Here is a 22,893-nt window from a genome sequence, read left to right on the forward strand (position 1 = left end):
GACATGCCCTATGACCCCGCCAAGGACCCCTGGCGTGGCAACGCCGTCTCGCCCACCAGTCTCGGCCGCGCCGGCGCGCTGGTGACACCGAGCGACGCCACCGACCTCGCCCGCTACGCGCGCATCCGCGTCTTCGTTCCCCCCGGTGGGGAGAGCGCGGAGGTCTCCATTCTTCCCCTCGACGCGGCCGATGGAGAACCGCTGACCCTGCCTGTGCCGGTGGGCCAGGTCAGCATTCTCGAATTCCTGGTTCGGCGCGTCCTCGCAACCGGCACCACTCCTGGTCTCATCATACACACGGTGAACTGACATGACCGACACCATCCAGATTCCGCTTCACTGGAACACCAACGCGCCCATGCCGGAAATCCGGCTGGAGGCCTATGACTTCACGGACAAGCAGATCGAACTCGCGATCACCCCGGACGGTGGGCCGCTCGCGCCCTTCGTGCTGTCGACCGAAGCCGAAGGCGGGCTTTCGCTGCTCGCGCCCAATGGCGAGGGGCATATCGAGGGCTGCCGCATCGACGACTACAGCGCGTTCGTGAACCAGCTGCCGCTGGGCGAGAACACGCGGGTGGACATGTTTGCCCTCACCGGCGCGCAGCGCCAGAAGGTGGCGGCCGGTACGATCACCATTGGTGGGGCAGGTGAGTATCTCGGTGCCGAGATGGCGCTGGTGCAGGTGCCCGGCATTCAGGGCGCGCCGGGCGTGTCTCTTTTCACCGGCGACGGCGCCCCCGCGCCCGAACTCGGTGTGACCGGCGATCGCTATATCGACAATCTGACGCTCGACCTGTGGGGCCCGAAGAGTGAGGGCGGCTGGGGTGCGTCTGCGGCGGGGTCGTGGCTCGGCCCGATCGTGAGCGCGCCGAACGCGTCCTACCTCATCACGGGCGACATCACCTTCGATCATGCGGTGCATGTCGGTCAGGGTCGGGTCACCGTGGCCGGCGAGGTCGAGATCACCCTTCCCAATGACACGCCGGTCGGCTTCGGGGGCATCGCCTTCTCGCCCGACGGTTCCACCATTGCGATGGTCGCGGCCTCCGGCGCCAGTCTCGAAAATCCCTATGACCACACCCACAGCCTCCCGAAGGGGCTGATCGTCTGGCAGTGCGTCGCCAATGCCGACGATGAAAGCGCGGTGTGGGCGATTTCCGGAGCGACCCAGCCATGAGCCTCAATCTCGGCATTTCCCTCTTCTCGCTGGCAAGCCGCGTGGCGCTTGCCGGCCCGCATTACGAGCCCTGGCGCGACACCGTCACCGCTCTCGCCCGCCAGATCGAGGCGCGGGGCGGGCAGCCTCCCGCCATGGCCGCGTCACCTACTGTGTCCATCAGCGCCACTTCGGTGCTGGCGGGTCCGCTTATCGACAAGGGCGACGCACGCATCAAGGCGTATGGCGGCATCCTGCGGAACCCGGCCGGGGATGTGTACCCCTCAAACCAGTTCTCGCAGATCGACAATCTCACCTATGAGAGCGGCGACCGCACCGCGCGTCAGGTGCAGCGCAAGTTCGGATGTTCGTCGCCGCGTTTCGAGATCCTGGTGTCGAGCGGCGAGCTGCTGCGGATCATCGTGGATGGCGAGGAAAGCGCGAACTATCTCAGCGCCGGTATCCTGCCCGGCGACACCACGCCCCGCTGGCTGCTGGTCGACTTCAGCGCGATCGACCCGGGCATCAAGCGCCGGGAGATCCGCATCGAGGGGCAGAGCACCCGCATCGGCGGCATCAAGCTCGACACTATCGGCCAGCTTTACGCACCCCGCGACGATGCCGGCCTGCGGGCCATTGCCCTGACCGACAGTTTCGGTGAGGCCGGCGCCGACTTCGCCTGGACGACGCTGTTCGCGAAGTCGTTCAAGGACCTCGGCTTTGAGGACTACGGCGTCTCCGCTTTCGGCGGGACGGGAATCAACACGGGCATCGCATTCGGCGGCCAGTACCGGCCGGCGCTGATCGACCGCATCGTGGACGACGGCGTGAATGCCAATGCCGACGTCTATGTGCTGGCGGAGGCGCTCAACGACAGCGCGGGCGTCGGCCCGTCCATGGTGTCGATCCTCAACCAGCTCCGCGCGGCACGCCCCGCCGCCGTCATCCTGGTGGTCAAGGCATGGTGCCCGACCGCGCCGACGCCCACGCCGACCAAGGTCATCGTCAATGCCGAGATCGAGGCGGCAGCGGCCGGGCGCGGGGGCGTGTTCCTGTTCGACCCGACCACGGTCAGCTACGAGAAGGTGGGCGGCGGCGACGAGACGCACCCCAGCCAGAACGGCCATAACACGTTGCAGGCGTGGCTCACCTCCGTGGTGACGACGGCCATGGGCGAGGCGGAAGCGGGGCTCTATCCCCCGGTCAACACCGTGGCGCCGTCGATCCAGGGCACGTTCCTGGAGGACGACATCCTCTATGCCGACGTGGGGACGTGGCGGAATGAGCCGACCGCCTTCAGCTACCAGTGGCTGCGGGATGGCGTCGACATCTCCGGGGCGACGCAGGAGTACTACACGGTCGGCCCGTCCGATCCGGGGACGGCTCTCTCGGTGCGCGTGACCGCGACCAACGCCGATGGCAGCGCGGTGCTCACCAGTGCCGGCATCACCAGTCTCTATGGGCCGAACCTGATCAGCAACGGCACATTCGATGCCGCCACCGGGTGGACGCTCGAAACGGGCTGGAGCATTTCGGGCGGCAAGCTGGTCGGCACCGCCGTGGGGAGCCCGAACGCGGCGATCAATGTCAGCGCCCCGGCGGGCAAGGTCTACCGCATGCAGTGCGACGTGGTGCGGACCTCCGGTTCCGGCACGTTCAATGTGCAGGTTGGGGGCGTTGGGGTGACGTTCGGCGGGGTGACCTTGAGCAGCACCGGTCAGAAGGTCTCTACGGTTGACCTAACGCTGACCGGGCCGGCCACACAGTTCCGCGTCTTGGGTAATTCGGCCCAACCCTTCACGGGCGAGATTGATAACCTGAGCCTGCGCGAAGTGCTGTAGCGCCGCGCGGGCGCGGCCTGTGATGGCCGCCTGAACATCTGCTCCCTGACAATCCGGAGACTGCCATGACCGCGTCGAGCTTCGACGAGGCGCTGAAGCGCGTGCTCGTCCATGAGGGCGGCTATGCCAACCATCCCGCCGACCCCGGCGGGGCGACCATGAAGGGCGTGACGCAGCGCGTCTATGACGGCTGGCGCCGACGCAAGGGCACGGTCACGCGCTCGGTTCGCCTCATCGAGGCCGTCGAGGTCCGGGCGATCTACCGGAAGCAATATTGGGATGGGGTGAGGGCGGATGAGCCGCCCACCGGGCTCGACTACTGCGTCTTCGATGCCGCGGTGAATTCGGGGGTCGGGCAAGCCGTCAAATGGCTGCAACGCGCCCTTGGGGTTGCGGCCGACGGACAGATTGGCGAGGTGACGCTCGCGGCCCTCAATGGTCGGCCTGTCGTGCCGCTCATCGAGGGTGTGTGCGATCGCCGCCTTGCCATGCTCAAGTGGCTGACGACCTTCCGCACCTTCGGCGCTGGCTGGCTTCGCCGGGTCGGCGAGGTGCGCGAGGTGGCAATCCGGATGGCGCGGGGTGGACCCGACCGGGCCATGCCTCGCGCCACCTTTCCCACCTCTTCGGAAATCGCGAAGGCGCAGCCTTCCGATATCCGGCTGGACCGGACACCGGAAGGGGCGGGCGGGTTGATGGCGGGCGCCGGCGGCGTGGCCTCCATCGTGGCCGAACAGGCGGATCGGCTGGCACCGCTGGCGGGTTTCGCCGAGCCGCTGAAATGGGTTTTCGTCGTTCTGATGCTGGCCGGGATTGCGCTCACGCTCCATGGAGCCCTGGCGCGCATCCGGGCGGGGGAGGCGGTTCAATGAGCCTTCTCCTCGGCCTTCTCGCCGGCCGTGCCGGGCGTGCGGCCGGCCTGTTCGTGCTCGCGGCTGCGATGGCGGGCGGGCTTTATGTCAAGGGCAGGTCCGACGGCCGGGCCGCCTGCCTGGCGCAGGGAGAGCGCGATGTCACGAAGACCATCCAGCGCGCAGATCGCGCGCGTGCTGCTGCTGAGCGGCGCAACGCTGACGAGCGCCGGTTGCGCGACGACGACACCTTCCGCCGCAACTAGGGGCGCGTGCGGATCCTTCCGCGCCATCAGCTGGGCCAGCGCCGATACCGATGAGACGATCCGCCAGGTGAAGGCGCACAATGCGGTGGGTCGCACGCTGTGCGGATGGACACGGGCCGATGTCTCGGCCGGGGCAAAATGACGCCGACCTGACAGGAGCGCTTCACGATGGCATTCTCCGCGCGCCGTACGCGTGGTGCGGCGCTGCCGTGAGGAACGATTCGTGCGCCTGCTCGTCGTCGAGGACGATCCCGATCTGAACCGCCAGATGTATGACGCGCTGGTGGAGGCCGGCTACGCGGTCGACCGCGCCTATGACGGCGAGGAAGGCCATTATCTGGGAGAGACCGAGCCCTATGACGCGGTCGTGCTCGATATCGGCCTGCCGAAGATGGACGGGCTTTCCGTGCTGGAATCCTGGCGGCGGGCGGATCGCAAGATGCCGGTGCTTATTCTCACCGCCCGCGACCGCTGGAGCGACAAGGTGCAGGGTTTCGATTCCGGTGCCGACGACTATGTCGCCAAGCCCTTCCACATGGAGGAAGTTCTCGCGCGGATCCGCGCCCTGCTGCGCCGTTCCGCCGGGCATGCCGCGAGTGAACTGAGCTGTGGACCGGTTATGCTGGACACCCGCTCCGGGCGGGTGACGGTGGACGGCAAGCAGGTGAAACTGACCTCCCACGAGCATCGCCTTCTCGCCTATCTGATGCATCACACCGGGCGGGTGGTCTCACGTACGGAGCTGGTCGAGCATCTGTATGATCAGGATTTCGATCGCGATTCCAACACCATCGAGGTGTTTGTCGGCCGTTTGCGAAAGAAGCTCGGCATTGAGGTGATCCAGACCGTTCGCGGCCTCGGCTATCTGCTCACGCCGCCGGAGCCGCCGCGCTGATGCGCGCCGGCTCGCTCGCACTCCGCCTTTTCATCTCGGCGACGGTAGTAGGCGCGCTGGTGATGCTGATCACGGGTCTCGCGCTGTCCTCGATCTATCGGGATGCGGTGGAGCGTTCTTTCGACCAGCGGCTCGACGTCTATCTCAAGACCATCGTCGCCGATGTCGCCAATGCGCCGGCCGGCACCATGCCCGAGCCGACCACGCTGGGCGACCCGCTTTTCAATTTCCCCATTTCCGGCTGGTACTGGCAGATCGCCCGCGTCGACGGCCCCGCGCGGCAGGTGAAGACCTCGCGCTCTCTGCCCGAAGGGACATTGCCGCTGCTGTTCGAGCAGCGCACCAAGCCCGACCTCACCGGCATGCGCTACGGCTATGTCAAAGGACCGGAGCAGCAGAACCTGCGGATCGTCGAGCGAATGGTCGACCTTGGCGAGGACGGCCGCTACGCGGTTGCTGTCGCCGCCGACGCCGGCGAGATCGAGGATGAGGTCACAGGCTTCAATCGCGCTCTGATGGTGACGCTGGCCGTGCTCGGCGCGGCGTTTGTGCTGACCCTTCTGTTCCAAGTGGTGTTCGGCCTGCGCCCGCTCAAGCGCATGCTCGTCGCACTTCACGAGGTGCGCATGGGCCGGGCAGACCGGATCGCGGGTGCTTACCCGGTCGAGATTGCGCCGCTCGTGGCGGAGGTGAACGGGCTGATCGAAACCAACCGCGAGATTGTCGAGCGAGCACGCACCCATGTCGGCAACCTCGCCCATGCGCTGAAAACGCCGATTTCGGTGCTGCAGAACGAAGCCGCGCGCGGCGCGGATGCCGGCGATGCGTTCGCGGTCAAGGTGGCCGAGCAGGCCGATGTCATGAAGGGACAGGTTGCCCACCATCTGGAACGCGCCCGCATGGCCGCGCGCGCCTCGGTGGTCACGACGATCGAGGACGTTGGCCCGGTGGCCGAGAAGCTCGCGGCCACGCTCGCCAAGGTCTACCGCGCCAAGGGCGTGGCCGTGGAGACGGATGTCGCCGGGCGGATCCGATTCCGCGGCGAGCGACAGGACCTGGAGGAAATTCTCGGAAATCTCGTCGACAATGGCTGCAAATGGGCCCGTTCGCTGGTCGAGATCACGATTTCACCCGCACCGGGCGCTGCCGGAGGGCGCGACTTCTTCGAGATCGTCATCGACGACGATGGGCCCGGCCTGACGGCCGAGCAGCAGGCGCAGGCCCTGAAGCGCGGAAAACGGCTCGACGAGACCAAGCCGGGTTCGGGGCTTGGCCTTTCTATCGTCTCGGAACTGGTTTCGCTCTATGGCGGACAACTCGGCTTCGCGCGCTCGCCTTTTGGCGGGTTGCGCTGCGTGGTGAGGCTGCCGGCGGCGTAACTCTGGTGACGGAGCCTAGGTTTCGCCCTATTCCTACCGCTTCGTGCCACAGATGCTTCGTGACCGAGTTTGAGGGAACTGTTTCATGCGTGCTTACCACCTCGTCGCCATTGGCCTGACTGCCGGGATGCTGGCTGGCTGCACCACAGCACAGGACAATCCGAACACCGTTGGCGGTGCGGCGATCGGTGCCCTCGCAGGTGGCGTGATCGGCCAGATCGCTGGCGGTAATACCGGTGCGACGCTGGCCGGCGCGGCGATTGGCGGTCTCATCGGCGGCGCCATCGGCAATTCCCTGGACGAACAGGATCGGCAGCGCGCGCAGGCCGCGCAAATGCAGGCGCTCGAATATGGCTCCCCCGGCGCTCCGGTAAGCTGGCGCGGCGACAGTGGCGCATACGGCACCATCGTGCCCGGCCCGACCTATGCCCGCGGCGGCTCGCCCAAGTGTCGCGAGTTCACCCACACCATCTACATCGATGGCCAGCCGCAGACCGCGCGCGGCACCGCCTGCCGCAACCCGGACGGCACCTGGTCGCCGGTTGCGGGATGATGTTCGCCCCGGTTGCATCACGCTCGCGTGAAGCGGCGCCGCAGACGCTTGCTAAGGTGAGCCTGCGGCGATCCGACTGAGGGTGTTACGGATTGGCGATAGCCTGCCGGTCGGCTACCTCAGCGCATTAGAGGAAGACTAATGTTGCTGTGGATCGCCTTTTCGCTGATGACCGGTGCCGCCATTCTGGCGGTGCTGTGGCCGTTGCGCACGGGTCTGGGTGTCGCTCGCTCGTCCGGCAGTGCCGCCGAGGCGGACCTTGCCGTGTACCGCGACCAGCTTGCCGAGATCGAGCGCGACCGGGTCAGCGGACTGATTGGCGCAGGGGAGAGTGAGGCCGCGCGCTCGGAAGTGGCGCGCCGCATCCTGCGGGCCTCCGCCGAAGTGCAGACGGTGGGCGAAGCGGATAGTGGTGCCGCGTTCCGCCGGCGCGCCGTGGCGGTCATTGCCCTCATCGTTCTACCCGTTCTGGCGGGCACGCTTTATGTCGTGCTTGGCTCGCCCCAGCTGCCTCCCCAGCCGCTGGCCGCACGGCTTCAGGCGCAGCCCGACAGGGCCGATGTCGCCGTATTGATCCGCAAGGTGGAGGATCATCTCGAAGCCAATCCGCAGGACGGGCGCGGCTATGAGGTGATCGCGCCGATTTACCAGCGAACCGGGCGCACGGGGGATGCCGTACGGGCCTGGTCCAACGCCATCCGCCTGCTCGGCCCAAGCCCGGCGCGGCAGACAGGGCTCGGCGAAGCGTTGATCGCCGAGGCCGGCGGGGTGGTGACCAGCGAGGCTTCCGCTGCATTCAAGCTGGCTTTGAGCGAAGACCCCAAGGATCCCAAGGCCCGCTATTTTCTCGGTCTTGGTGCCGAGCAGGATGGCAAGCCTGCCGAGGCTGCGTCCTATTGGAGCGCCCTTGTTGCCGATTCGCCCGCCGATGCGCCCTGGCTGCCGATGGTGCGTGCGGCGCTGGCAAGGGTAGGGGCAGAGGCTCCCGCGCCGCTGTCAGGGCCGAGTGCGGCCGATGTCGCCGCGGCTCAGGAAATGACGCCCGAACAGCGCAGCCAGATGGTGCGCGGCATGGTCGACCGGCTTTCCGCGCGGCTTGCCGAGGATGGCAGCGACCTTGAAGGCTGGCTGCGGCTTATGCGTGCCTGGACGGTGCTCGGAGACACGGACAAGGCGAAGAGCGCCGCCAGTGACGCGCGAACCCATTTCGCCAAGGACGACGGTGCGCTGACACGCATCGACGCGCTGGCGCGTGAACTTGGCATCGGGAGCTGACGACATGACCCGCAAAGGACGGCGCCTCCTGCTCATCTCCTCCGCGCTTGGCGTGCTCGGCATTGCCGCCGGCCTGGTACTGTTCGCGTTGAACGACACCATTGTGTTCTTCCGCACCCCAAGCGAGCTTGCTGCCGAGCATGCGATGCCGGGGACCCGGCTAAGGCTCGGCGGACTGGTGAAGGATGGCAGCGTCGTGAAGCAGGACAATGCCCATGTGAGCTTCGTCGTCACCGATGGTGGCGGCGAGATTGCCGTGAATTTTGCCGGGCTGCTGCCCGATCTGTTCCGCGAAGGACAGGGCGTGATCGCGGAGGGGACGCTCACGCCGGACGGCAGCTTCCGCGCGGACACCGTGCTGGCCAAGCACGACGAGAACTACATGCCGAAGGAGGTCGCGGACGCGCTGAAGAGGCAGGGCGTCTGGAAGGAAGGCGAGGCGACCCCATGAACCCGGAAATCGGCCATTACGCTCTCGTGCTCGCCCTCGCCGTAGCGATCCTGCAGACGACGATCCCGATATGGGGCGCGCGAGCCGGAGACGCGGCATTGATGCGCGTGGGGCCGGCGCTAGCGGTGGTGCTGTTCGGCTTCATAAGCCTGTCCTTCGCCACGCTGGTCTCGGCCTATGTCCAGTCCGATTTCTCGGTACTGAATGTCGTCGAGAATTCGCACTCGATGAAGCCGCTGCTGTTCAAGATCACCGGAACCTGGGGGAACCACGAGGGTTCCATGCTGCTCTGGGTGCTGGTGCTGGCCCTGTTTGGTGCGCTGGTCGCGGTGTTCGGTTCCAACCTGCCGGCGACCCTGAAGGCGAATGTGCTGGGCGTGCAGGGCTCGATTGCCACGGCTTTCCTGCTTTTCATCCTGCTCACCTCGAACCCGTTTGTCCGGGTGATGCCGGCACCGGCCGAGGGGCAGGATCTCAACCCGATCCTCCAGGATATCGGCCTCGCGATCCATCCACCGCTGCTCTATCTCGGCTATGTCGGTTTCTCGATCACCTTCTCTTTTGCCGTCGCTGCGCTGATCGACGGGCGCATCGACGCCGCCTGGGCGCGCTGGGTGCGTCCCTGGGCACTGGCGGCGTGGGCCTTCCTGACGGTGGGTATCGCGATGGGCTCCTACTGGGCCTATTACGAGCTCGGTTGGGGCGGATGGTGGTTCTGGGATCCGGTCGAGAACGCGTCGTTGATGCCCTGGTTCGCCGGCACCGCGCTGATCCATTCCGCTGTCGTGATGGAAAAGCGCGACGCGCTGAAGGTGTGGACGATCCTGCTGGCCATTCTGGCTTTCTCACTCTCGCTGCTTGGCACCTTCCTGGTGCGCTCCGGCGTGCTGACCTCGGTGCACGCTTTCGCCACCGATCCCTCGCGCGGCGTGTTCATCCTCTGCATCCTCGTATTCTTCATCGGCGGCTCGCTGGCGCTCTATGCGCTGCGCGCCCCGATGCTCCGGCAGGGCGGCCTTTTCGCGCCGGTTTCGCGCGAGGGCGCGCTGGTGCTGAACAACCTGCTGCTGACGGCGGCGGCGGCGGCGGTGTTCGTGGGTACGCTCTATCCGCTGGCGCTGGAGGCCTTTAACGGCTCCAAGATCACCGTCGGCCCCCCCTATTTCAACCTGACCGTCGGGGCGCTGATGCTGCCGGTGGTGTTTGCCATGCCGTTCGGCCCTCTGCTGGCCTGGAAGCGTGGCGACCTTGCCGGCGCGGCGCAGAGGCTGATGGCAGCCTTTGGCGCCGCCATTATCGCCGCGACGCTCGCCGCCTATGTGCAGGGTGGGGGCCCCGCACTTGCGCCCATCGGCATGGGACTGGCGGCGTTCATCATCATCGGCGCGGTGGTTGATCTTGCCGAGCGCTCCGGTTTGGGACGGGTGCCAGCGGCGACGGCGTTTGCACGCTTCAGGGGCCTGCCGCGCGCGACGTTCGGCGCCGCGATCGCCCATGCCGGCGTGGGCGTTTGCCTTCTCGGCATCATTGCCGAGACAAGCTGGAATGCCGAACGCATCATCGGAGCGAGGATCGGCCAGGCCTTCGAACTGGGCGGTTACGAGCTGACGCTTGACCGGCTGGAGCCGCGCCAGGGTCCGAACTATCGCGACGTTGTCGGCGTGTTCACGGTGCGTCGGGGCGGTGTCGATGTCGGCACCATTGAATCGGCCAAGCGCCTGTTCACCGCGCGCAACATGCCGACGACGGAAGCAGGCATCCGTACCTATGGCTTCAGCCAGCTCTATGTGAGCCTTGGCGACGAGCTTCCCAATGGCGCCATCGGGGTCAGGGCCTACTGGAAGCCGCTGGTGACGCTGATCTGGCTGGGTTCGATCGTTATGGCGCTCGGGGGGGTGCTTTCGCTGTCCGACCGTCGTTTGCGGGTCGGCGCCCCCAAACCGGCACGCAAGCCGAAATCCGCTCCGGTGCCAGCGGAATGAGCATGAAACGCCTTCGCTTCCTGTTGTGCGCGGCGGTGCTGATGGTCGCCCCCACCGGGCCGCTGCGTGCGGTTCAGCCTGACGAGGTACTGCCCGATCCCGTACAGGAGGCCCGCGCGCGCACGCTCTCCAAGGAACTGCGGTGCATGGTCTGTCAGAATCAGTCGATCGACGATTCAGACGCGCCGCTGGCGAAGGACCTGCGTATCCTCGTGCGTGAGCGGATCAAGGCGGGCGACAGCAACGACCAGGTGCTGGATTATCTCGTCTCCCGCTACGGCGAATTCGTTCTGATGCGGCCGACCTGGCATGGCACCAACTGGATCCTGTGGCTGGCGCCCTTCCTGGTGCTGGTGGTGGGCGGAGGCGGGCTGGTGTTTGCTTATCGCCGTCGCCGCACCCCGGCGCCTTATGCGCCGCTCAGCGCGGAGGAGGAGACGCGGCTGCGCGAGCTCCTCGACGCAGAACCGGCTGCGGACCACAAGGGCGGCAACGTTACAAATGTTTAAGCTCGCCGCCAGCCTGCGTTAAGGCGCGGGGCTCTACGTTCTCGTTCAAGCCTCCCCGGTCGGGGAGTGACACGACCGTCGAACGAGGACATCCCCATGTCGCGCAACGCGCTTCCCGAGAATTCCAAGCCCGCCTCTTCCACTCTGCGCCGCAGCCGCACGCGGCTGCTCGCCGGTGTGTTTACTCTTGCCCTCGCGGGTGGCGCTGTTGGCGCCTACGTGCTTCCCGAGGCCGTCACCCCGGCCTTCGCCCAGCTGTCGACCAACCAGCCGGCCAGCACCTTCTCCTTCGCCGACATCGTCGAAAAGGTCTCGCCTGCCGTGGTGAGCGTGAAGGTGAAGAAGGACTCCGAAGAAGACGTCGCTATGGGCGACGACAGCATGGAAGGCAAGGTTCCCCCGCAGATTGAACGCTTCATGCGTCGCTTCGGCCTTGGCCAGGGCGGCCCCGAGATGGGCCCGCGTCGCGGCGGTCCGGGGCATGGTCGTGTCGTCGGCCAGGGTTCTGGCTTCTTCATCTCCGCTGATGGCTACGTCGTGACCAACAACCACGTGGTCGAGGGCGCCTCGGAAGTCGACGTCACCCTGACGGACGGCAAGTCCTACACCGCCAAGGTGATCGGCACCGATCCGCGCACGGATGTCGCGCTGCTGAAGGTTGACGGCCGTACCGACTTCCCGTGGGTGAAGCTTGCCGAGAAGGCGCCGCGCGTCGGCGACTGGGTGGTTGCTGTCGGTAACCCGTTCGGCCTGGGTGGCACCGTGACGGCGGGCATCGTCTCCGCGCGTGGTCGCGATATCGGTTCGGGCCCGTATGACGACTTCCTCCAGATCGACGCTCCGATCAACCGCGGCAATTCGGGCGGTCCGACCTTCAGCCTCGACGGCGACGTGATCGGCATGAATACCGCCATCGTCTCCCCCTCGGGCGGCAATGTCGGCATCGCCTTCGCGATCCCCTCGGAGACCGTGTCGCAGGTTGTCGACGCGCTGAAGAACGGCGGCCAGGTGGCGCGCGGTTATGTCGGCGTGCAGATCCAGCCGGTGAGCGATGAAGTCGCCGAAGCCATGGATCTCAAGGACGCCCAGGGTGCGCTGATCGCCCAGGTCCAGCCCGGCACGCCCGGCGAGAAGGCCGGTCTGAAGCCTGGCGACATCGTCACCGCGATCGACGGCCAGAACATCAAGGACTCCCGCGAGATGTCGCGTGAGGTCGCCAGCCACAAGCCCGGCTCGACCATCAAGCTGAGCGTGCTGCGCGACGGCAAGCCGATCACGGTCTCGGTGACGCTCGAGCAGCTCCCCGAACAGGTGGCCTCGGCTGATGGTCAGGATGCCGAACAGGGCACCAATGATCTGCCGCGCCTCGGTCTGTCGCTGGCTCCCGCAAAGGGTGTCGCCGGCGCCGGCGAGCAGGGCGTCGTGATCACCGAAGTGGATCCCAATGGCCCGGCAGCCGAGCGTGGCCTGAAGGCGGGCGATGTCATTCTCGACGTTGCCGGCAAGCCGGTGATGAACCCGAGCGATGTTCGCGATGGCCTCGCCGCCGCGAGCAAGGAGAACCGCAAGGCCGTGCTGATGCGGGTCAAGAACGATCGCGGCACGCGTTTCGTGGCGATCTCGCTCGGCAAGACCAAGGGCTGAGGATCGGTTCCGGCTGCTGCCCGTTCCGTCGCCCCCCTGGGTTGCAGTCGGTCCGGTGGCGCGGGGAGCCCCGAAAGGGCTTCCCGCGTCGTCATTTCTCCCGCCGCGATGCGCGGCTCCGATAGGCGCGAGGCTCGAAATGACGTACATGGAGACGAGTTCGAATCCTCACTCGACCCATCCGGTCGGCTCGGCACCGGAAACCACGCTGGAGCCGGCGGACCTCAGGAACGCGTCCGAAGCCTCTGCCATGCGCCTGCTCGTCGTTGAAGATGATCGCGATGCCGCCGACTATCTGCGCAAGGCGTTCCGAGAATCCGGCCATGTTGTCGATCTCGCCTCCAATGGCGAGGAGGGGCTGACCTATGCGTGTGAAGGCGGCTACGACGTTCTGATCGTCGATCGCATGCTTCCGCGTCGCGATGGCCTTTCACTCATCACTGAGCTGCGCGCGCGCGGCGACCAGACGCCGGCGCTGATCCTTTCCGCGCTGGGACAGGTCGACGACCGTGTCACCGGCCTGCGTGCCGGCGGTGACGACTATCTTCCCAAGCCCTACGCCTTTTCTGAACTTCTGGCGCGGGTGGAAGTGTTGGCGCGCCGCGGTGCGCCGCAGGCGGCCGACACGGTCTATCGCGTCGCCGATCTGGAGCTCGACCGGCTTGCTCATAGCTGCACGCGAGCGGGCCAGGAAATCCCTCTGCAGCCGCGTGAATTCCGGCTGCTGGAATATCTGATGCGGCATGCCGGCCAGGTGGTGACCCGCACCATGCTGCTGGAGAATGTCTGGGACTACCATTTCGATCCGCAGACCAATGTGATCGACGTGCACGTGTCGCGGCTGCGCTCAAAGATCGACAAGGGCTTCGACCCGCAATTGCTGCACACGGTGCGCGGCGCCGGATACATTATCCGTGACGTCGCTCGGTAGGCTCATCCGCACGACGGCGTTCAAGCTGATCGCAGCGTATCTTCTGGTGTTCGCGGTCTTCGCAGGATCGGTGATCGCCTATCTGGGCTGGCACACACAGCGATTGGTGACCCGGCAGGCGATCGAGGCGATCGATGCCGATACGCGCTACATGCAGACGCAGTTCGAGCGCGGGGGCATCACCCGGCTGGTACAGGTGGTGAACCGCCGGGCGCGTGCGCCCGATGCCGGCCTGCTGCTCGTGACCAGCTTTAATGGCGATCCGTTGGCGGGAAACGTGCTGAATCTCCCGTTGGAGGTTCTCAGCCGACCAGGCTGGAGCGAGATCGGTTATGTGCGCTCGGAAGAAGCCCAAGGCCCCCTGAGCCGGGCCCTCGTCAATGTCATCTATTTGCCAGGCGAATTCAGGCTCCTGATCGGGCGCGACGTCGTCGAGCGCGAAGAACTGCGGAAGATCATCATTGGTCCGGCGGTGTGGGGGCTCGGCCTTCTGGTCGTGCTTGGTGTGGCTGGCGGACTGTTCGTGACGCGACGCGTGCTGAAGCGCATCGACCAGATGACGGCGGTCTCCGAGAGCATCATGGCGGGAGATCTTTCCGGCCGCCTCGCCGTCGCGGGTACGGGCGACGAGTTTGACCGCCTCGCCCTCAGCCTCAACGCCATGCTGGAGCGCATCGAGACTTTGATGGTCGGGCTGAAGGATGTCTCCGACAACATCGCCCACGACCTGAAGACGCCGCTCACGCGATTGCGCAACCGCGCGGAGGACGCGTTGCGCACGGCCGAGGGTGACGATGAGTGGCGGCTTGCGACAGAGAAGACCATTGAGGAATCCGACGGGCTGATCCGCACCTTCGACGCCTTGCTGATGATCGCGCGAGCTGAAGCCCGGCAGGCGACAGCCGCTATGGTGAGCATCAATCTGGCGGATATGGCAGCGAGCGTTGCCGAGCTTTACGAGCCGGTCGCCGACGAGCGCGGTCTCGACCTCGTCCTGCGCGCCGAGGCAGAGTTGCGCGTGACCGGCGTGCGGGAATTGCTGGCCCAGGCGCTCTCAAATCTGCTCGACAATGCGATCAAGTATTCCGCGCCGGAACCGGATGGGGGCCGGCGCAGCATCAGCCTCGTCGCTGAACGGATCGACGGACGGGCGCGAGTGATTGTCGCGGATGCGGGGCCGGGTATTCCGGAGGCTGATCGACCGCGCGTGCTGGAGCGCTTCGTGCGTTTGGAAGCGAGCCGCACCCTTCCAGGCTCCGGCCTTGGTCTGTCGTTGGTGTCGGCGGTCGTGCACCTGCATGGCGGGAGCCTGACACTTGAAGACAATGAGCCCGGCCTGAGGGTAATTGTCGAGCTGCCGCTGGAACCCGCTGCCGACGAAGAAGCCCCCGCTAGCTCTTTTTGAACGAAACGCTCCTAGAGTGTGTTTGGCATAAAGAAAGCGGGGCATGAATGGCGCTTGCGAGCGGAAGGAAGGCGGCGGTCAAGACGGGCGTGCAGACAGCGGGGCTCGCCGCGAACCTGCGTGGCACCAGTTCGCCGGTCGCCGGTTCCAGGCTGGCGCCCGCGCTGGGTCGGCTGTTTGAAGATGCGTCCGTTGAGCAGCGCCGCCATCTCACGTCGATCATGAAGGCGCATCCTGCGGCCCATGCGGTGCTGGCTGCGGTCGCCGAGCATTCTCCCTTCCTTTCCGATCTGATCCGGCTGGATCCCGACCGGATTCTTGGCATTCTGGAAAGCGATCCGCACGAGTATCTCGGGCAGGCGCGCGCGGCCGCCACGAGGGCCGTCGGCTTGAGCCGGGACGAGGCCGAGGTGATGGCCGTACTCCGTCGGCTGCGGGCGCAGACGGCGTTGGGCGTCGCCCTTGCGGACATCGGTGACGTGTTCGACCTGGCGAGCGTCACGCGTGAACTGACCGCGACGGCCGATGCCGCGATATCTGCCGCGGTCGCCTTCCTGCTGCGCGACGCGGCAGACGCGGGCAAGCTCGATAAGGCGCGGTTGGGTGAAGGGGGTGGAGGTTCGGGCTACGCCGTGCTCGCCATGGGCAAGCACGGTGCGGGTGAGCTGAACTATTCCAGCGATGTCGATCTGATTGTGCTCTTCGATCCTGAAGTCGCTCCACTCGCCGACGGTGTGGAGGCGGCACCTTTTTTTGTGCGGCTGACGCAGCGTCTTGTCCGCCTGCTCCAGGAGCGCACAGCCGACGGGTACGTGGCGCGCGTAGACCTGCGTCTGCGTCCCGACCCGGCCTCGACGCAGGTTGCTCTCTCCATCGATGCCGCGCTCGATTATTACGAGCGCGAGGGCGCCACCTGGGAGCGGGCGGCCTATATCAAGGCGCGGCCAGTCGCCGGTGACATCGAATTGGGCGATAGCTTCCTGAAGCGGCTTGCCCCCTTTGTCTGGCGCCGCTCACTGGACTACGCGGCCGTCGCCGACGTCCATGCCATGAAACAGGACATTCACGCCTTTCGCGGTCATGAGGCGATTGCGGTCGAGGGGCACAATGTGAAGCTTGGGCGCGGTGGCATTCGTGAGATCGAGTTCTTTGCCCAGACCCAGCAACTGATCGCCGGCGGCCGCGACCCGCGCCTCCGCACGCGGCGTACCCTCGAAGCACTTGTCCTGCTCGCTGAATCCGGCTGGATCGGGGAAGCGGCGCGCGCCGAACTCGACGAAGCCTATCATTTCCTGCGCCGGGTCGAGCACCGGCTCCAGATGGTCGCTGACGCCCAGACCCATACCCTTCCGGAGGGCGCTGAAGATCTCGCGACCTTTGCTCGCTTCATGGGCTACGCAAACGGTCGCGACTTCGCCGAGGCCCTGACACGACGGCTGACATGCGTTCAAAATCACTATTCGCGGCTGTTCGAGGATGTGCCTCCCCGGGCGGCAGTCGATGGGCGGTTGGAATTCCCCGCCGAAAGTGACGATCGCGAGACCCTCGCCACCTTGCACAAGCTGGGCTTTGCAGACCCACGCTCGGCGAGTGCCACGGTCCGGGGCTGGCTTTCCGGCGAGCATCGCGCGTTGCGCCCGCCCACCGTGCGCGCAAATCTCGCCGTCGTGGTCCCGTTGCTGATCGACGCGTTGGCGCGCGGCGGTGCGCCCGATGCCGCACTGAACGCGACGGATCGCTTCTTTCGCGACCTGCCGACCGCCCATAGACTGTTGCCGGCGCTGGTCCGCCATCCTGATCTGGTGCGCCTGTTGGCGACGATACTCGGGACCGCGCCACGGCTGGGAGAGATGCTGGCGCATCGCCCCTCGCTGATTGATGCCTTGCTTGATCCTGCCTTCTTCGGCGCGCTGCCTGACGAGGCCGCACTTGCCGATAGACTGTCCTCCTTGCTCGATCAGGCGGAGGATGAAGAGGATCTGCTCGACCACGCGCGCCGGTTCCGCCAGGAACAGCATGTGCTCATAGGTGTGCGCATCCTTTCCGGCACGCTGCCGGCGGCGCGTGCAGGGGAGGCCTTCGCTCGGCTGGCAGGCGTGATCATTCGTGCTCTTTTCGGTGTGGTGGAGAGACGGTTTCGCGCGGCGTATGGCGTTATTGCCGGTGGCGAAATCGCGGTACTTGCCATGGGCAAGCTTGGTGGCCGCGAGATGACGGCCGGCTCGGACCTGGATCTGATCGTGCTCTACGATTTCGATCAGGATCACCCTGAGAGTGATGGTGCGCGTCCCTTGTATGGCGGGCAGTATTTCGCACGCTTCACCCAGCGTCTCATAAGCGTCCTGACGACGCCGACCAATGCCGGCCAGCTTTATGAGGTCGATCTTCGGCTTCGCCCCTCGGGTCGCTCAGGTCCGGTGGCGACCAGCCTGCCACGCTTCGAGGTCTATCAGGCCGAGGAAGCCTGGACCTGGGAGCACATGGCGCTCACGCGCGCGCGTGTCGTTTCAGCGTCTCCCGCCTTCGCTGGCAAGGTCGAGGCGACCATCAGGCAGGTACTGCGGCGAAAGCGCGACCTGCCCCGGATCGCCGCCGACATTCGCGACATGCGCATCGCCGTCGCCGAAGAGAAGGGTGAGGATGAGCCGTGGGACCTCAAATATGCGCGTGGCGGATTGGTTGATATCGAATTTGCCGCCCAATTTCTGGTGCTTGCCCACGCTTCGCGGCATCCTCAGGTCATCAATACCTCGACATTGCGCGTGATCGAGGCGGCGCGATCGATCGGTCTCATTGACGCGGAGGATGGACAGGTTCTGGCGGATGCCTGCCGGTTACTGCACGACCTCACACAGGTCCTGCGCCTCGCGCTCGTTGGTCCGTTCCAGCCCGCCGAGGCAAGCCCCGCGTTGCGCCGGCTTCTGGCGCGGGCGGGTGGCATGCCGGACTTCTCCACTTTGGAAGCCCATCTTTTCGAAACGCAGGCCGAGGTCCGCCTGATTTTTGAGCGGGTGCTGGCTCAAGCGGAGGTCGTGCCCGTGCGCCGCAAAGGCTGACGCCCTTATTTGCCGCATTGTGGAGTGCGCGCAGGAGAACTTCAGTTCACGGGGGCGTGGCGTGCGCTGCGATAGTGCAGGGCGGGACGGCCGTTCAACGGCAGGCGGATGACAACCGTCGTGCCGACTCCCTCCGAAGAGCGGATCCTCATCGTGCCGCCATGCAGTTCGACAAGTGACTTGGCGATGGCAAGGCCAAGGCCCGACCCCTTGTAGGTCTTGGTGAACTGGCTCTCGACCTGCTCGAACGGCTTGCCGATCTTGGCCAGCGCGCTTTTCGGGATGCCGATGCCGGTATCTTCGATGACCAGCAGCGCCGCGCGGGCGAACTGCCGCGTTCGCAGCGTGATGCGCCCGTGCTCCGGCGTGAACTTTATGGCGTTGGAGATCAGGTTGAGCGCGATCTGCTTGAGGGCGCGCTTGTCCGCCTCGACGGCGACGGCTTCTTCGCTTTCACTGGTGATGGTGAGGTGCTTCTCGTCCGCGCGGACCGACATCACCCGTATCGCGTCAGTGACGACTTCGTCGAGTTTGACGGGCTGGAGGTTGAGCTGGAAACGGCCGGCCTCGATGCGCGACATGTCGAGAATGTCGTTGATGACATCGAGCAGGTAGCGCCCGGAATCGCGGATGTCGCGGCAGTACTCATTGTACTTGTCGCTGCCGAGGGGACCGAAAAGGCCACTCTCCATGAGTTCGGAAAAGCCGATGATCGCGTTGAGCGGCGTGCGCAGCTCGTGGCTCATATTGGCGAGGAACTCGGATTTGGCGCGGTTGGCGTCTTCGGCTTTGGTTTTTTCATCGGCGTAGTTCTGGGCGAGCTCGGCGAGCTGGAGCGCCTGCATCTCCAGAGTCTGCTGGGACTTTCGAAGGTCGGCGACCAGCGCCATCAGGCGCTTCTCGCTGTCCATGAGGCGTTCTTCGTGGCGTTTAAGCGCTGTGATGTCGGTACCCACCGACACGAAGCCGCCATCCTTGGTCCGGCGCTCGGCGACCTTCAGCCAGCGGCCACCTTCCAGTTGCGCTTCGAAGGCGCGTGCGCCTTCTTCCGGGCGGTCTTCCGTGCGCAGTGGAATGCGCAGGAGCGGCTTGCGGGCCTGTTCAGCCACGGTTTCGAATGGTGTGCCGGGGGCCACGTTCGCATCCCCGAAGCCGTGCAGGGACTGGAACTTCGAATTGCACATCACCAGCCGGTTCGTGCTGTCCCACAGCACGAAGGACTCGGAAATGCTCTCGATGGCATCGCGCAGGCGCATATCGGCGGTGGCGGTGCGCTCGGCGAGCCGTCTTTCCTCGGTAATGTCGACCGCGATGCCAACAAGATGAGGCGGCTCGCCATTCTCCTGCGCCACGACCTCGGCGCGGGCGCGCAGCCACAGCCAGTGCCCGTCCGCATGCTTCATGCGAAACATGCGGTCGATGGTACGACCGGGCTTGTCGGCGATTTCCTTGGCGATGTCGTAGAGATTGGTGTCGTCGGGATGGACGAGGGCGGCCACTTCACCGAACGAGATCAGATCATCGCGTGGCGGATGGCCGAGCATCTCGAACATGGACTCCGACCAGAACATCCGCCCGCGCCCCATATCCCAGTCCCACAGACCGCAGCGGCCACGCGAGAGTGCGGTGTCGATGCGGGCGCGCACCGTGTCGTAGATGCCGTCCGCTTCCCGGGCACGGGTCGCCTGCCAGTGGAACGCAAAGCCGAGGATCAGCAGCACCGCCCCGGTGGTGCTCAACAGGGTCACGGTGAGAATGGTATCCGACTGCCAAGTCGACAGCGCGCGGCCCAGTGGCTGGATGGCGACGAGCTGGAATGGGGCGCCACGCAGATTGTGCACGGTGGCAAGCGCCGTGGAGCCGTCAGGCAGTCCGACTTCCAGCACGCCAGCATCCTCAGCGAAGATGGCAAGTGCCTGCACGCTGGTGAGCAAGTGGCGAATTTCGTCCGCGATATCGGTATGGCTGTCGCCGTCATGAGTCGCGACGACACCGCCGGCGCTGTCGATCAGACCATAGCGCCGACCATCCTCGGTCGCTCGCGGCGGGAGGCTGGACGTCAGCAGGGTATTGGGGGCCGATATATCGGCGCCGGCGCGCCCGATTTCGCTGGCGATTGCCGCGGCGAACAGCGCGAGTTCGTCCTTGGCGTTGGCCACGGCATCGGCGCGATAGGCGCGCGTTTGCACAATCGCCGCAATCGCCACGATAGCTATAAAGGCGACGATAAGCGCCGGCACAGCCTTGCGCATGAAGGGTTCGGCGTCGACCAGCCGCTGATATGCGGGACGCGCAACCGAACGTGCCAAACCTCGCATGGCCTGTACACGCACAGAGCTTCCCGCAGCGTTGGCGCGAGCCATCGCCGGCCTCCCCCGAAGTCCCAGAACCCTTTCCCAGTCGACCTGGAGTGATGTGCCGCATCTCTCCGAATCACCCCGATTTGAATCGAATCCGCCCCCTCGTGTCCAGAGTCCTCGGGAGTCAAGTTTGAGGTGTGATCAACTTAGGGTAGCGGTGTGGTGTTTTGGTAGGGCATGTCCGGCATTGGGCGATGGGCGCGCAGATGGGCGCGATGCTATGCGCTGGATGCCGATAGCACCTCAGGGAGACGACGATGAGCGAGATCTGGTTTCGCACAGGAGAGGCCACCGTTCTGGCAGCCGATGGTCAGTTCACCGACGCTATGCCTGAGGTTCTGATTGGCTCGGTGCGCGGGCCTGCCGGGAATGCCTTCGCCTCCATGATGGGGCAGGTGCAGGGGCATACGCGCATGTTCGAGTCCGCGATCTCAACCAGATGGTGCGCCCGGCTACGATGATGACAACAAAGGCGACAATCGAGTCGCTGGCGTATGTTGAGCTGCTTGGCGGTGTTGTTCAGGCCGCTATCGGCGATGCAATCGTGGACGCGCTCTCGGAGGGTATCCTGCCGAAGGAGCAGGCCGATGACATCTGCATGATTGTGATGGTCTGGCTCGATCCGCGTTGTGCGGAGGATGCGAACCTCGACAAGGCGGATCTTTACCGCACCAATTATGAAGCGATGAAGATCGCGGTAGAACGAGCGATGACCGGGCGTCCGACCGTTGATGAGCTCATCGCCAACCGCAAAACCGTCAAGCACTACGCGCTTGAGGATGTCATCGAGTACTGAACCCGCCTAGCCGTGGGCGTTGTCGCCGTCGTCGATGTGCTTGGGCGGGGAGGGTGCGCCGCTCTCGGTTACGGCCGCGGTGCGCAGCGCACCGCTTGGATCCACGCTTGACGTGACGATGCAGTTGCGCCCCGCCTGCTTGGCAGAATAAAGCGCGCGGTCAGCGGCGGCGATCAAGTTGCCTATGGGCATGTAATCGTGCCGGGAGGCGGGCAGTTCGTAGACGGTGACTCCGATACTCACCGTGACGATGCCCATCGCGCTGCCGGAATGCGCGATCCTGAGGGATCGAACCGCCTCCAGCATGCGGCCTGCGAGGACAGTGGCATCGGCTTCATTGGTGTCGGCGAGAATGGCGGCAAATTCCTCGCCGCCATAACGAGCGATGACGTCACCCGCTCGGCGTGCGCAGCCACTCAGGGTCTCTGCCACCTTGCGCAGGCACTCATCGCCCTCCGGGTGGCCATAGAGGTCATTATAGCTTTTGAATTGATCGACATCGATCATGAGAAGGGCCATCGCTGGCGAATGGCCCCTATTGCGACGCATCTCGCGCGAGAGCACTTCGTCGAATTTACGCCGATTGGGTAATTCGGTGAGGGAGTCCATTTCCGACAGCGCCGTCAGCCGCCGATTGGTGGCAACAAGCTCGCGTTCCAGCTCTTCGCGCCGGCGCACAGTGGCCGCCAACTCCTGTTCCGTCCGCTTCTGCCGACTGATATCGACGCTGGTGGCCAGCAGGCGGAGGGGCTCTCCGTCGGGGGACCGCTCCACGATGCGGCCACGGCCCATGATCCAGAGCCAAGTGCCGTTTCTATGCTGTATCCGATAGGTCGCCTCAAAAACGTCGGTCCGACCGTCGATGAGATTCTTGTAGCTTTTGAGTACCTGCGGTAGGTCCTCCGGATGCACCACACTCCAGGCGACATGTTCGGCTCCGCCGATGGTCTCCTCCGGCAGGTAGCCAAGTCCGGACTTCCAATGTGATGAGCGGCGGACGCGGTTCGCCGGAATGTCCAGTTCCCATATCCATTGGTTTGCGCTTTCCATCGCGAATGCGATGCGCTTCTCCATTTCGACGAGCGCCTCCGCCATTCGTTTGCGCTCGGTTATGTCCACCAGACCGATGGAGAGGCCCGTCAGCACTCCACTCTCTCGGAAGGCTTCGGCGGAGGCGAGGAATACCTTGCCGCGTTCACCGACCGGAAGTTCGTAGTCGTTGAAAGCCTCCCCACCCTCGGCTTTTTCCAAGGCGGTGATGACAAACTCTTTTGATCCGGGAAGCAGCGAGTTCAGGTCCTCGCCACGGATTCGGTCGAGAGGGCACTCCAGAGCTTCGGCGAAGCGCTCATTGGCGGCCAGGCAGCGTCGATCGCGATTGACCACACATAAAGCCAGAGGCGCGCTCAAGTAAGCCGCCGCGAGTGTCGTGCCATCCCTTGAAGCTACCGAAGGCTGAGAGTTTTCCATTGGCCGCTAGGCTGTACATTCTGTCACAGCTTATCGCTGGAATTTGCATACTGAAACGATCAATGTGCGT

The 22,893-nt window shown here is 65.3% G+C and carries 18 protein-coding genes and 1 pseudogene; 17 read left to right on the forward strand and 2 right to left on the reverse strand.

Going from position 1 to position 22,893, the window contains the following annotated elements; translation table 11 throughout:
* Window positions 1-3: 3 nt before the first annotated feature.
* The 16 genes from G3A50_RS16360 (at window position 4) to G3A50_RS16435 (ending at window position 18,197) form a co-directional block, all read left to right on the forward strand.
* Window positions 4-309, forward strand: a complete 306-nt coding sequence (locus G3A50_RS16360; RefSeq protein WP_163076249.1) for a spike base protein, RCAP_Rcc01079 family — start codon at window positions 4-6, stop codon at window positions 307-309.
* A gap of 1 nt (window position 310) precedes the next feature.
* A complete protein-coding gene (locus G3A50_RS16365) occupies window positions 311-1,180 on the forward strand; it encodes a hypothetical protein (protein ID WP_163076250.1) in 870 nt (289 codons plus the stop codon).
* Complete coding sequence (locus G3A50_RS16370) at window positions 1,177-3,000, forward strand: SGNH/GDSL hydrolase family protein (protein ID WP_163076251.1); 1,824 nt, start codon at window positions 1,177-1,179, stop codon at window positions 2,998-3,000. The genes G3A50_RS16365 and G3A50_RS16370 overlap by 4 nt, the downstream gene beginning before the upstream one ends.
* Window positions 3,001-3,065: 65 nt before the next feature.
* On the forward strand, window positions 3,066-3,872 hold the full coding sequence (locus tag G3A50_RS16375) for a glycoside hydrolase family 108 protein (protein ID WP_163076252.1): 807 nt from the start codon (window positions 3,066-3,068) through the stop codon (window positions 3,870-3,872).
* Window positions 3,869-4,117: a hypothetical protein gene (locus tag G3A50_RS16380; protein WP_163076253.1), complete on the forward strand. Its 249-nt coding sequence runs from the start codon at window positions 3,869-3,871 to the stop codon at window positions 4,115-4,117. Before G3A50_RS16375 ends, G3A50_RS16380 begins: the two co-directional genes overlap by 4 nt.
* 223 nt (window positions 4,118-4,340) lie before the next feature.
* Window positions 4,341-5,012, forward strand: a complete 672-nt coding sequence (locus G3A50_RS16385; RefSeq protein WP_163076254.1) for a response regulator transcription factor — start codon at window positions 4,341-4,343, stop codon at window positions 5,010-5,012.
* Window positions 5,012-6,391, forward strand: coding sequence for a sensor histidine kinase (locus G3A50_RS16390; protein WP_163076255.1), 1,380 nt, complete (start codon window positions 5,012-5,014; stop codon window positions 6,389-6,391). Before G3A50_RS16385 ends, G3A50_RS16390 begins: the two co-directional genes overlap by 1 nt.
* A gap of 85 nt (window positions 6,392-6,476) precedes the next feature.
* On the forward strand, window positions 6,477-6,944 hold the full coding sequence (locus tag G3A50_RS16395; RefSeq protein ID WP_163076256.1) for a glycine zipper domain-containing protein: 468 nt from the start codon (window positions 6,477-6,479) through the stop codon (window positions 6,942-6,944).
* Window positions 6,945-7,085: 141 nt separating this feature from the next.
* Window positions 7,086-8,219, forward strand: a complete 1,134-nt coding sequence (gene ccmI, locus G3A50_RS16400) for a c-type cytochrome biogenesis protein CcmI (protein ID WP_163076257.1) — start codon at window positions 7,086-7,088, stop codon at window positions 8,217-8,219.
* A 4-nt stretch (window positions 8,220-8,223) separates the two neighbouring features.
* The gene (gene ccmE, locus G3A50_RS16405) at window positions 8,224-8,670 is read left to right on the forward strand and encodes a cytochrome c maturation protein CcmE (protein ID WP_163076258.1); all 447 of its coding nucleotides are present in this window, start codon (window positions 8,224-8,226) and stop codon (window positions 8,668-8,670) included.
* Complete coding sequence (locus G3A50_RS16410; RefSeq protein WP_163076259.1) at window positions 8,667-10,652, forward strand: heme lyase CcmF/NrfE family subunit; 1,986 nt, start codon at window positions 8,667-8,669, stop codon at window positions 10,650-10,652. Before ccmE ends, G3A50_RS16410 begins: the two co-directional genes overlap by 4 nt.
* Before the next feature lie 2 nt (window positions 10,653-10,654).
* Entirely contained in the window at window positions 10,655-11,161 is a 507-nt protein-coding gene (locus tag G3A50_RS16415; protein WP_163076260.1) for a cytochrome c-type biogenesis protein, read from the forward strand.
* 96 nt (window positions 11,162-11,257) lie between these two features.
* Window positions 11,258-12,805, forward strand: coding sequence for a Do family serine endopeptidase (locus tag G3A50_RS16420; RefSeq protein ID WP_163076261.1), 1,548 nt, complete (start codon window positions 11,258-11,260; stop codon window positions 12,803-12,805).
* Window positions 12,806-13,055: 250 nt separating this feature from the next.
* Window positions 13,056-13,736: a response regulator transcription factor gene (locus G3A50_RS16425; protein WP_210255324.1), complete on the forward strand. Its 681-nt coding sequence runs from the start codon at window positions 13,056-13,058 to the stop codon at window positions 13,734-13,736.
* Window positions 13,720-15,141, forward strand: a complete 1,422-nt coding sequence (locus tag G3A50_RS16430; protein ID WP_163076263.1) for a sensor histidine kinase — start codon at window positions 13,720-13,722, stop codon at window positions 15,139-15,141. The genes G3A50_RS16425 and G3A50_RS16430 overlap by 17 nt, the downstream gene beginning before the upstream one ends.
* Before the next feature lie 47 nt (window positions 15,142-15,188).
* The gene (locus G3A50_RS16435) at window positions 15,189-18,197 is read left to right on the forward strand and encodes a bifunctional [glutamine synthetase] adenylyltransferase/[glutamine synthetase]-adenylyl-L-tyrosine phosphorylase (protein ID WP_163076264.1); all 3,009 of its coding nucleotides are present in this window, start codon (window positions 15,189-15,191) and stop codon (window positions 18,195-18,197) included.
* 41 nt (window positions 18,198-18,238) lie between these two features.
* Here G3A50_RS16435 and G3A50_RS16440 read toward each other — a convergent pair whose 3' ends face one another.
* On the reverse strand, window positions 18,239-20,560 hold the full coding sequence (locus G3A50_RS16440; protein ID WP_210255152.1) for a PAS domain-containing sensor histidine kinase: 2,322 nt from the start codon (window positions 20,558-20,560) through the stop codon (window positions 18,239-18,241).
* Between the two features lie 323 nt (window positions 20,561-20,883).
* Between G3A50_RS16440 and G3A50_RS16445 the strand changes: the two are divergent.
* A pseudogene (locus tag G3A50_RS16445) lies at window positions 20,884-21,353 on the forward strand (formaldehyde-activating enzyme).
* A gap of 6 nt (window positions 21,354-21,359) precedes the next feature.
* Here G3A50_RS16445 and G3A50_RS16450 read toward each other — a convergent pair.
* Entirely contained in the window at window positions 21,360-22,763 is a 1,404-nt protein-coding gene (locus G3A50_RS16450; protein ID WP_163076266.1) for a sensor domain-containing diguanylate cyclase, read from the reverse strand.
* Window positions 22,764-22,893 lie beyond the last annotated feature (130 nt).

It is taken from the genome of Ancylobacter pratisalsi, from assembly GCF_010669125.1.
Classification (GTDB): domain Bacteria; phylum Pseudomonadota; class Alphaproteobacteria; order Rhizobiales; family Xanthobacteraceae; genus Ancylobacter; species Ancylobacter pratisalsi.

Bases quoted from the DNA above. Each gene is read 5' to 3' on its own strand.
- G3A50_RS16415 (WP_163076260.1), top strand. From the start codon at position 10,655: ATGAAACGCCTTCGCTTCCTGTTGTGCGCGGCGGTGCTGATGGTCGCC.
- G3A50_RS16365 (WP_163076250.1), top strand. From the start codon at position 311: ATGACCGACACCATCCAGATTCCGCTTCACTGGAACACCAACGCGCCC.
- G3A50_RS16435 (WP_163076264.1), top strand. From the start codon at position 15,189: ATGGCGCTTGCGAGCGGAAGGAAGGCGGCGGTCAAGACGGGCGTGCAG.
- G3A50_RS16390 (WP_163076255.1), top strand. From the start codon at position 5,012: ATGCGCGCCGGCTCGCTCGCACTCCGCCTTTTCATCTCGGCGACGGTA.
- G3A50_RS16380 (WP_163076253.1), top strand. From the start codon at position 3,869: ATGAGCCTTCTCCTCGGCCTTCTCGCCGGCCGTGCCGGGCGTGCGGCC.
- G3A50_RS16360 (WP_163076249.1), top strand. From the start codon at position 4: ATGCCCTATGACCCCGCCAAGGACCCCTGGCGTGGCAACGCCGTCTCG.
- ccmI (WP_163076257.1), top strand. From the start codon at position 7,086: ATGTTGCTGTGGATCGCCTTTTCGCTGATGACCGGTGCCGCCATTCTG.
- G3A50_RS16440 (WP_210255152.1), bottom strand. From the start codon at position 20,560: ATGGCTCGCGCCAACGCTGCGGGAAGCTCTGTGCGTGTACAGGCCATG.
- G3A50_RS16425 (WP_210255324.1), top strand. From the start codon at position 13,056: ATGCGCCTGCTCGTCGTTGAAGATGATCGCGATGCCGCCGACTATCTG.
- ccmE (WP_163076258.1), top strand. From the start codon at position 8,224: ATGACCCGCAAAGGACGGCGCCTCCTGCTCATCTCCTCCGCGCTTGGC.
- G3A50_RS16395 (WP_163076256.1), top strand. From the start codon at position 6,477: ATGCGTGCTTACCACCTCGTCGCCATTGGCCTGACTGCCGGGATGCTG.
- G3A50_RS16410 (WP_163076259.1), top strand. From the start codon at position 8,667: ATGAACCCGGAAATCGGCCATTACGCTCTCGTGCTCGCCCTCGCCGTA.
- G3A50_RS16370 (WP_163076251.1), top strand. From the start codon at position 1,177: ATGAGCCTCAATCTCGGCATTTCCCTCTTCTCGCTGGCAAGCCGCGTG.
- G3A50_RS16375 (WP_163076252.1), top strand. From the start codon at position 3,066: ATGACCGCGTCGAGCTTCGACGAGGCGCTGAAGCGCGTGCTCGTCCAT.
- G3A50_RS16420 (WP_163076261.1), top strand. From the start codon at position 11,258: ATGTCGCGCAACGCGCTTCCCGAGAATTCCAAGCCCGCCTCTTCCACT.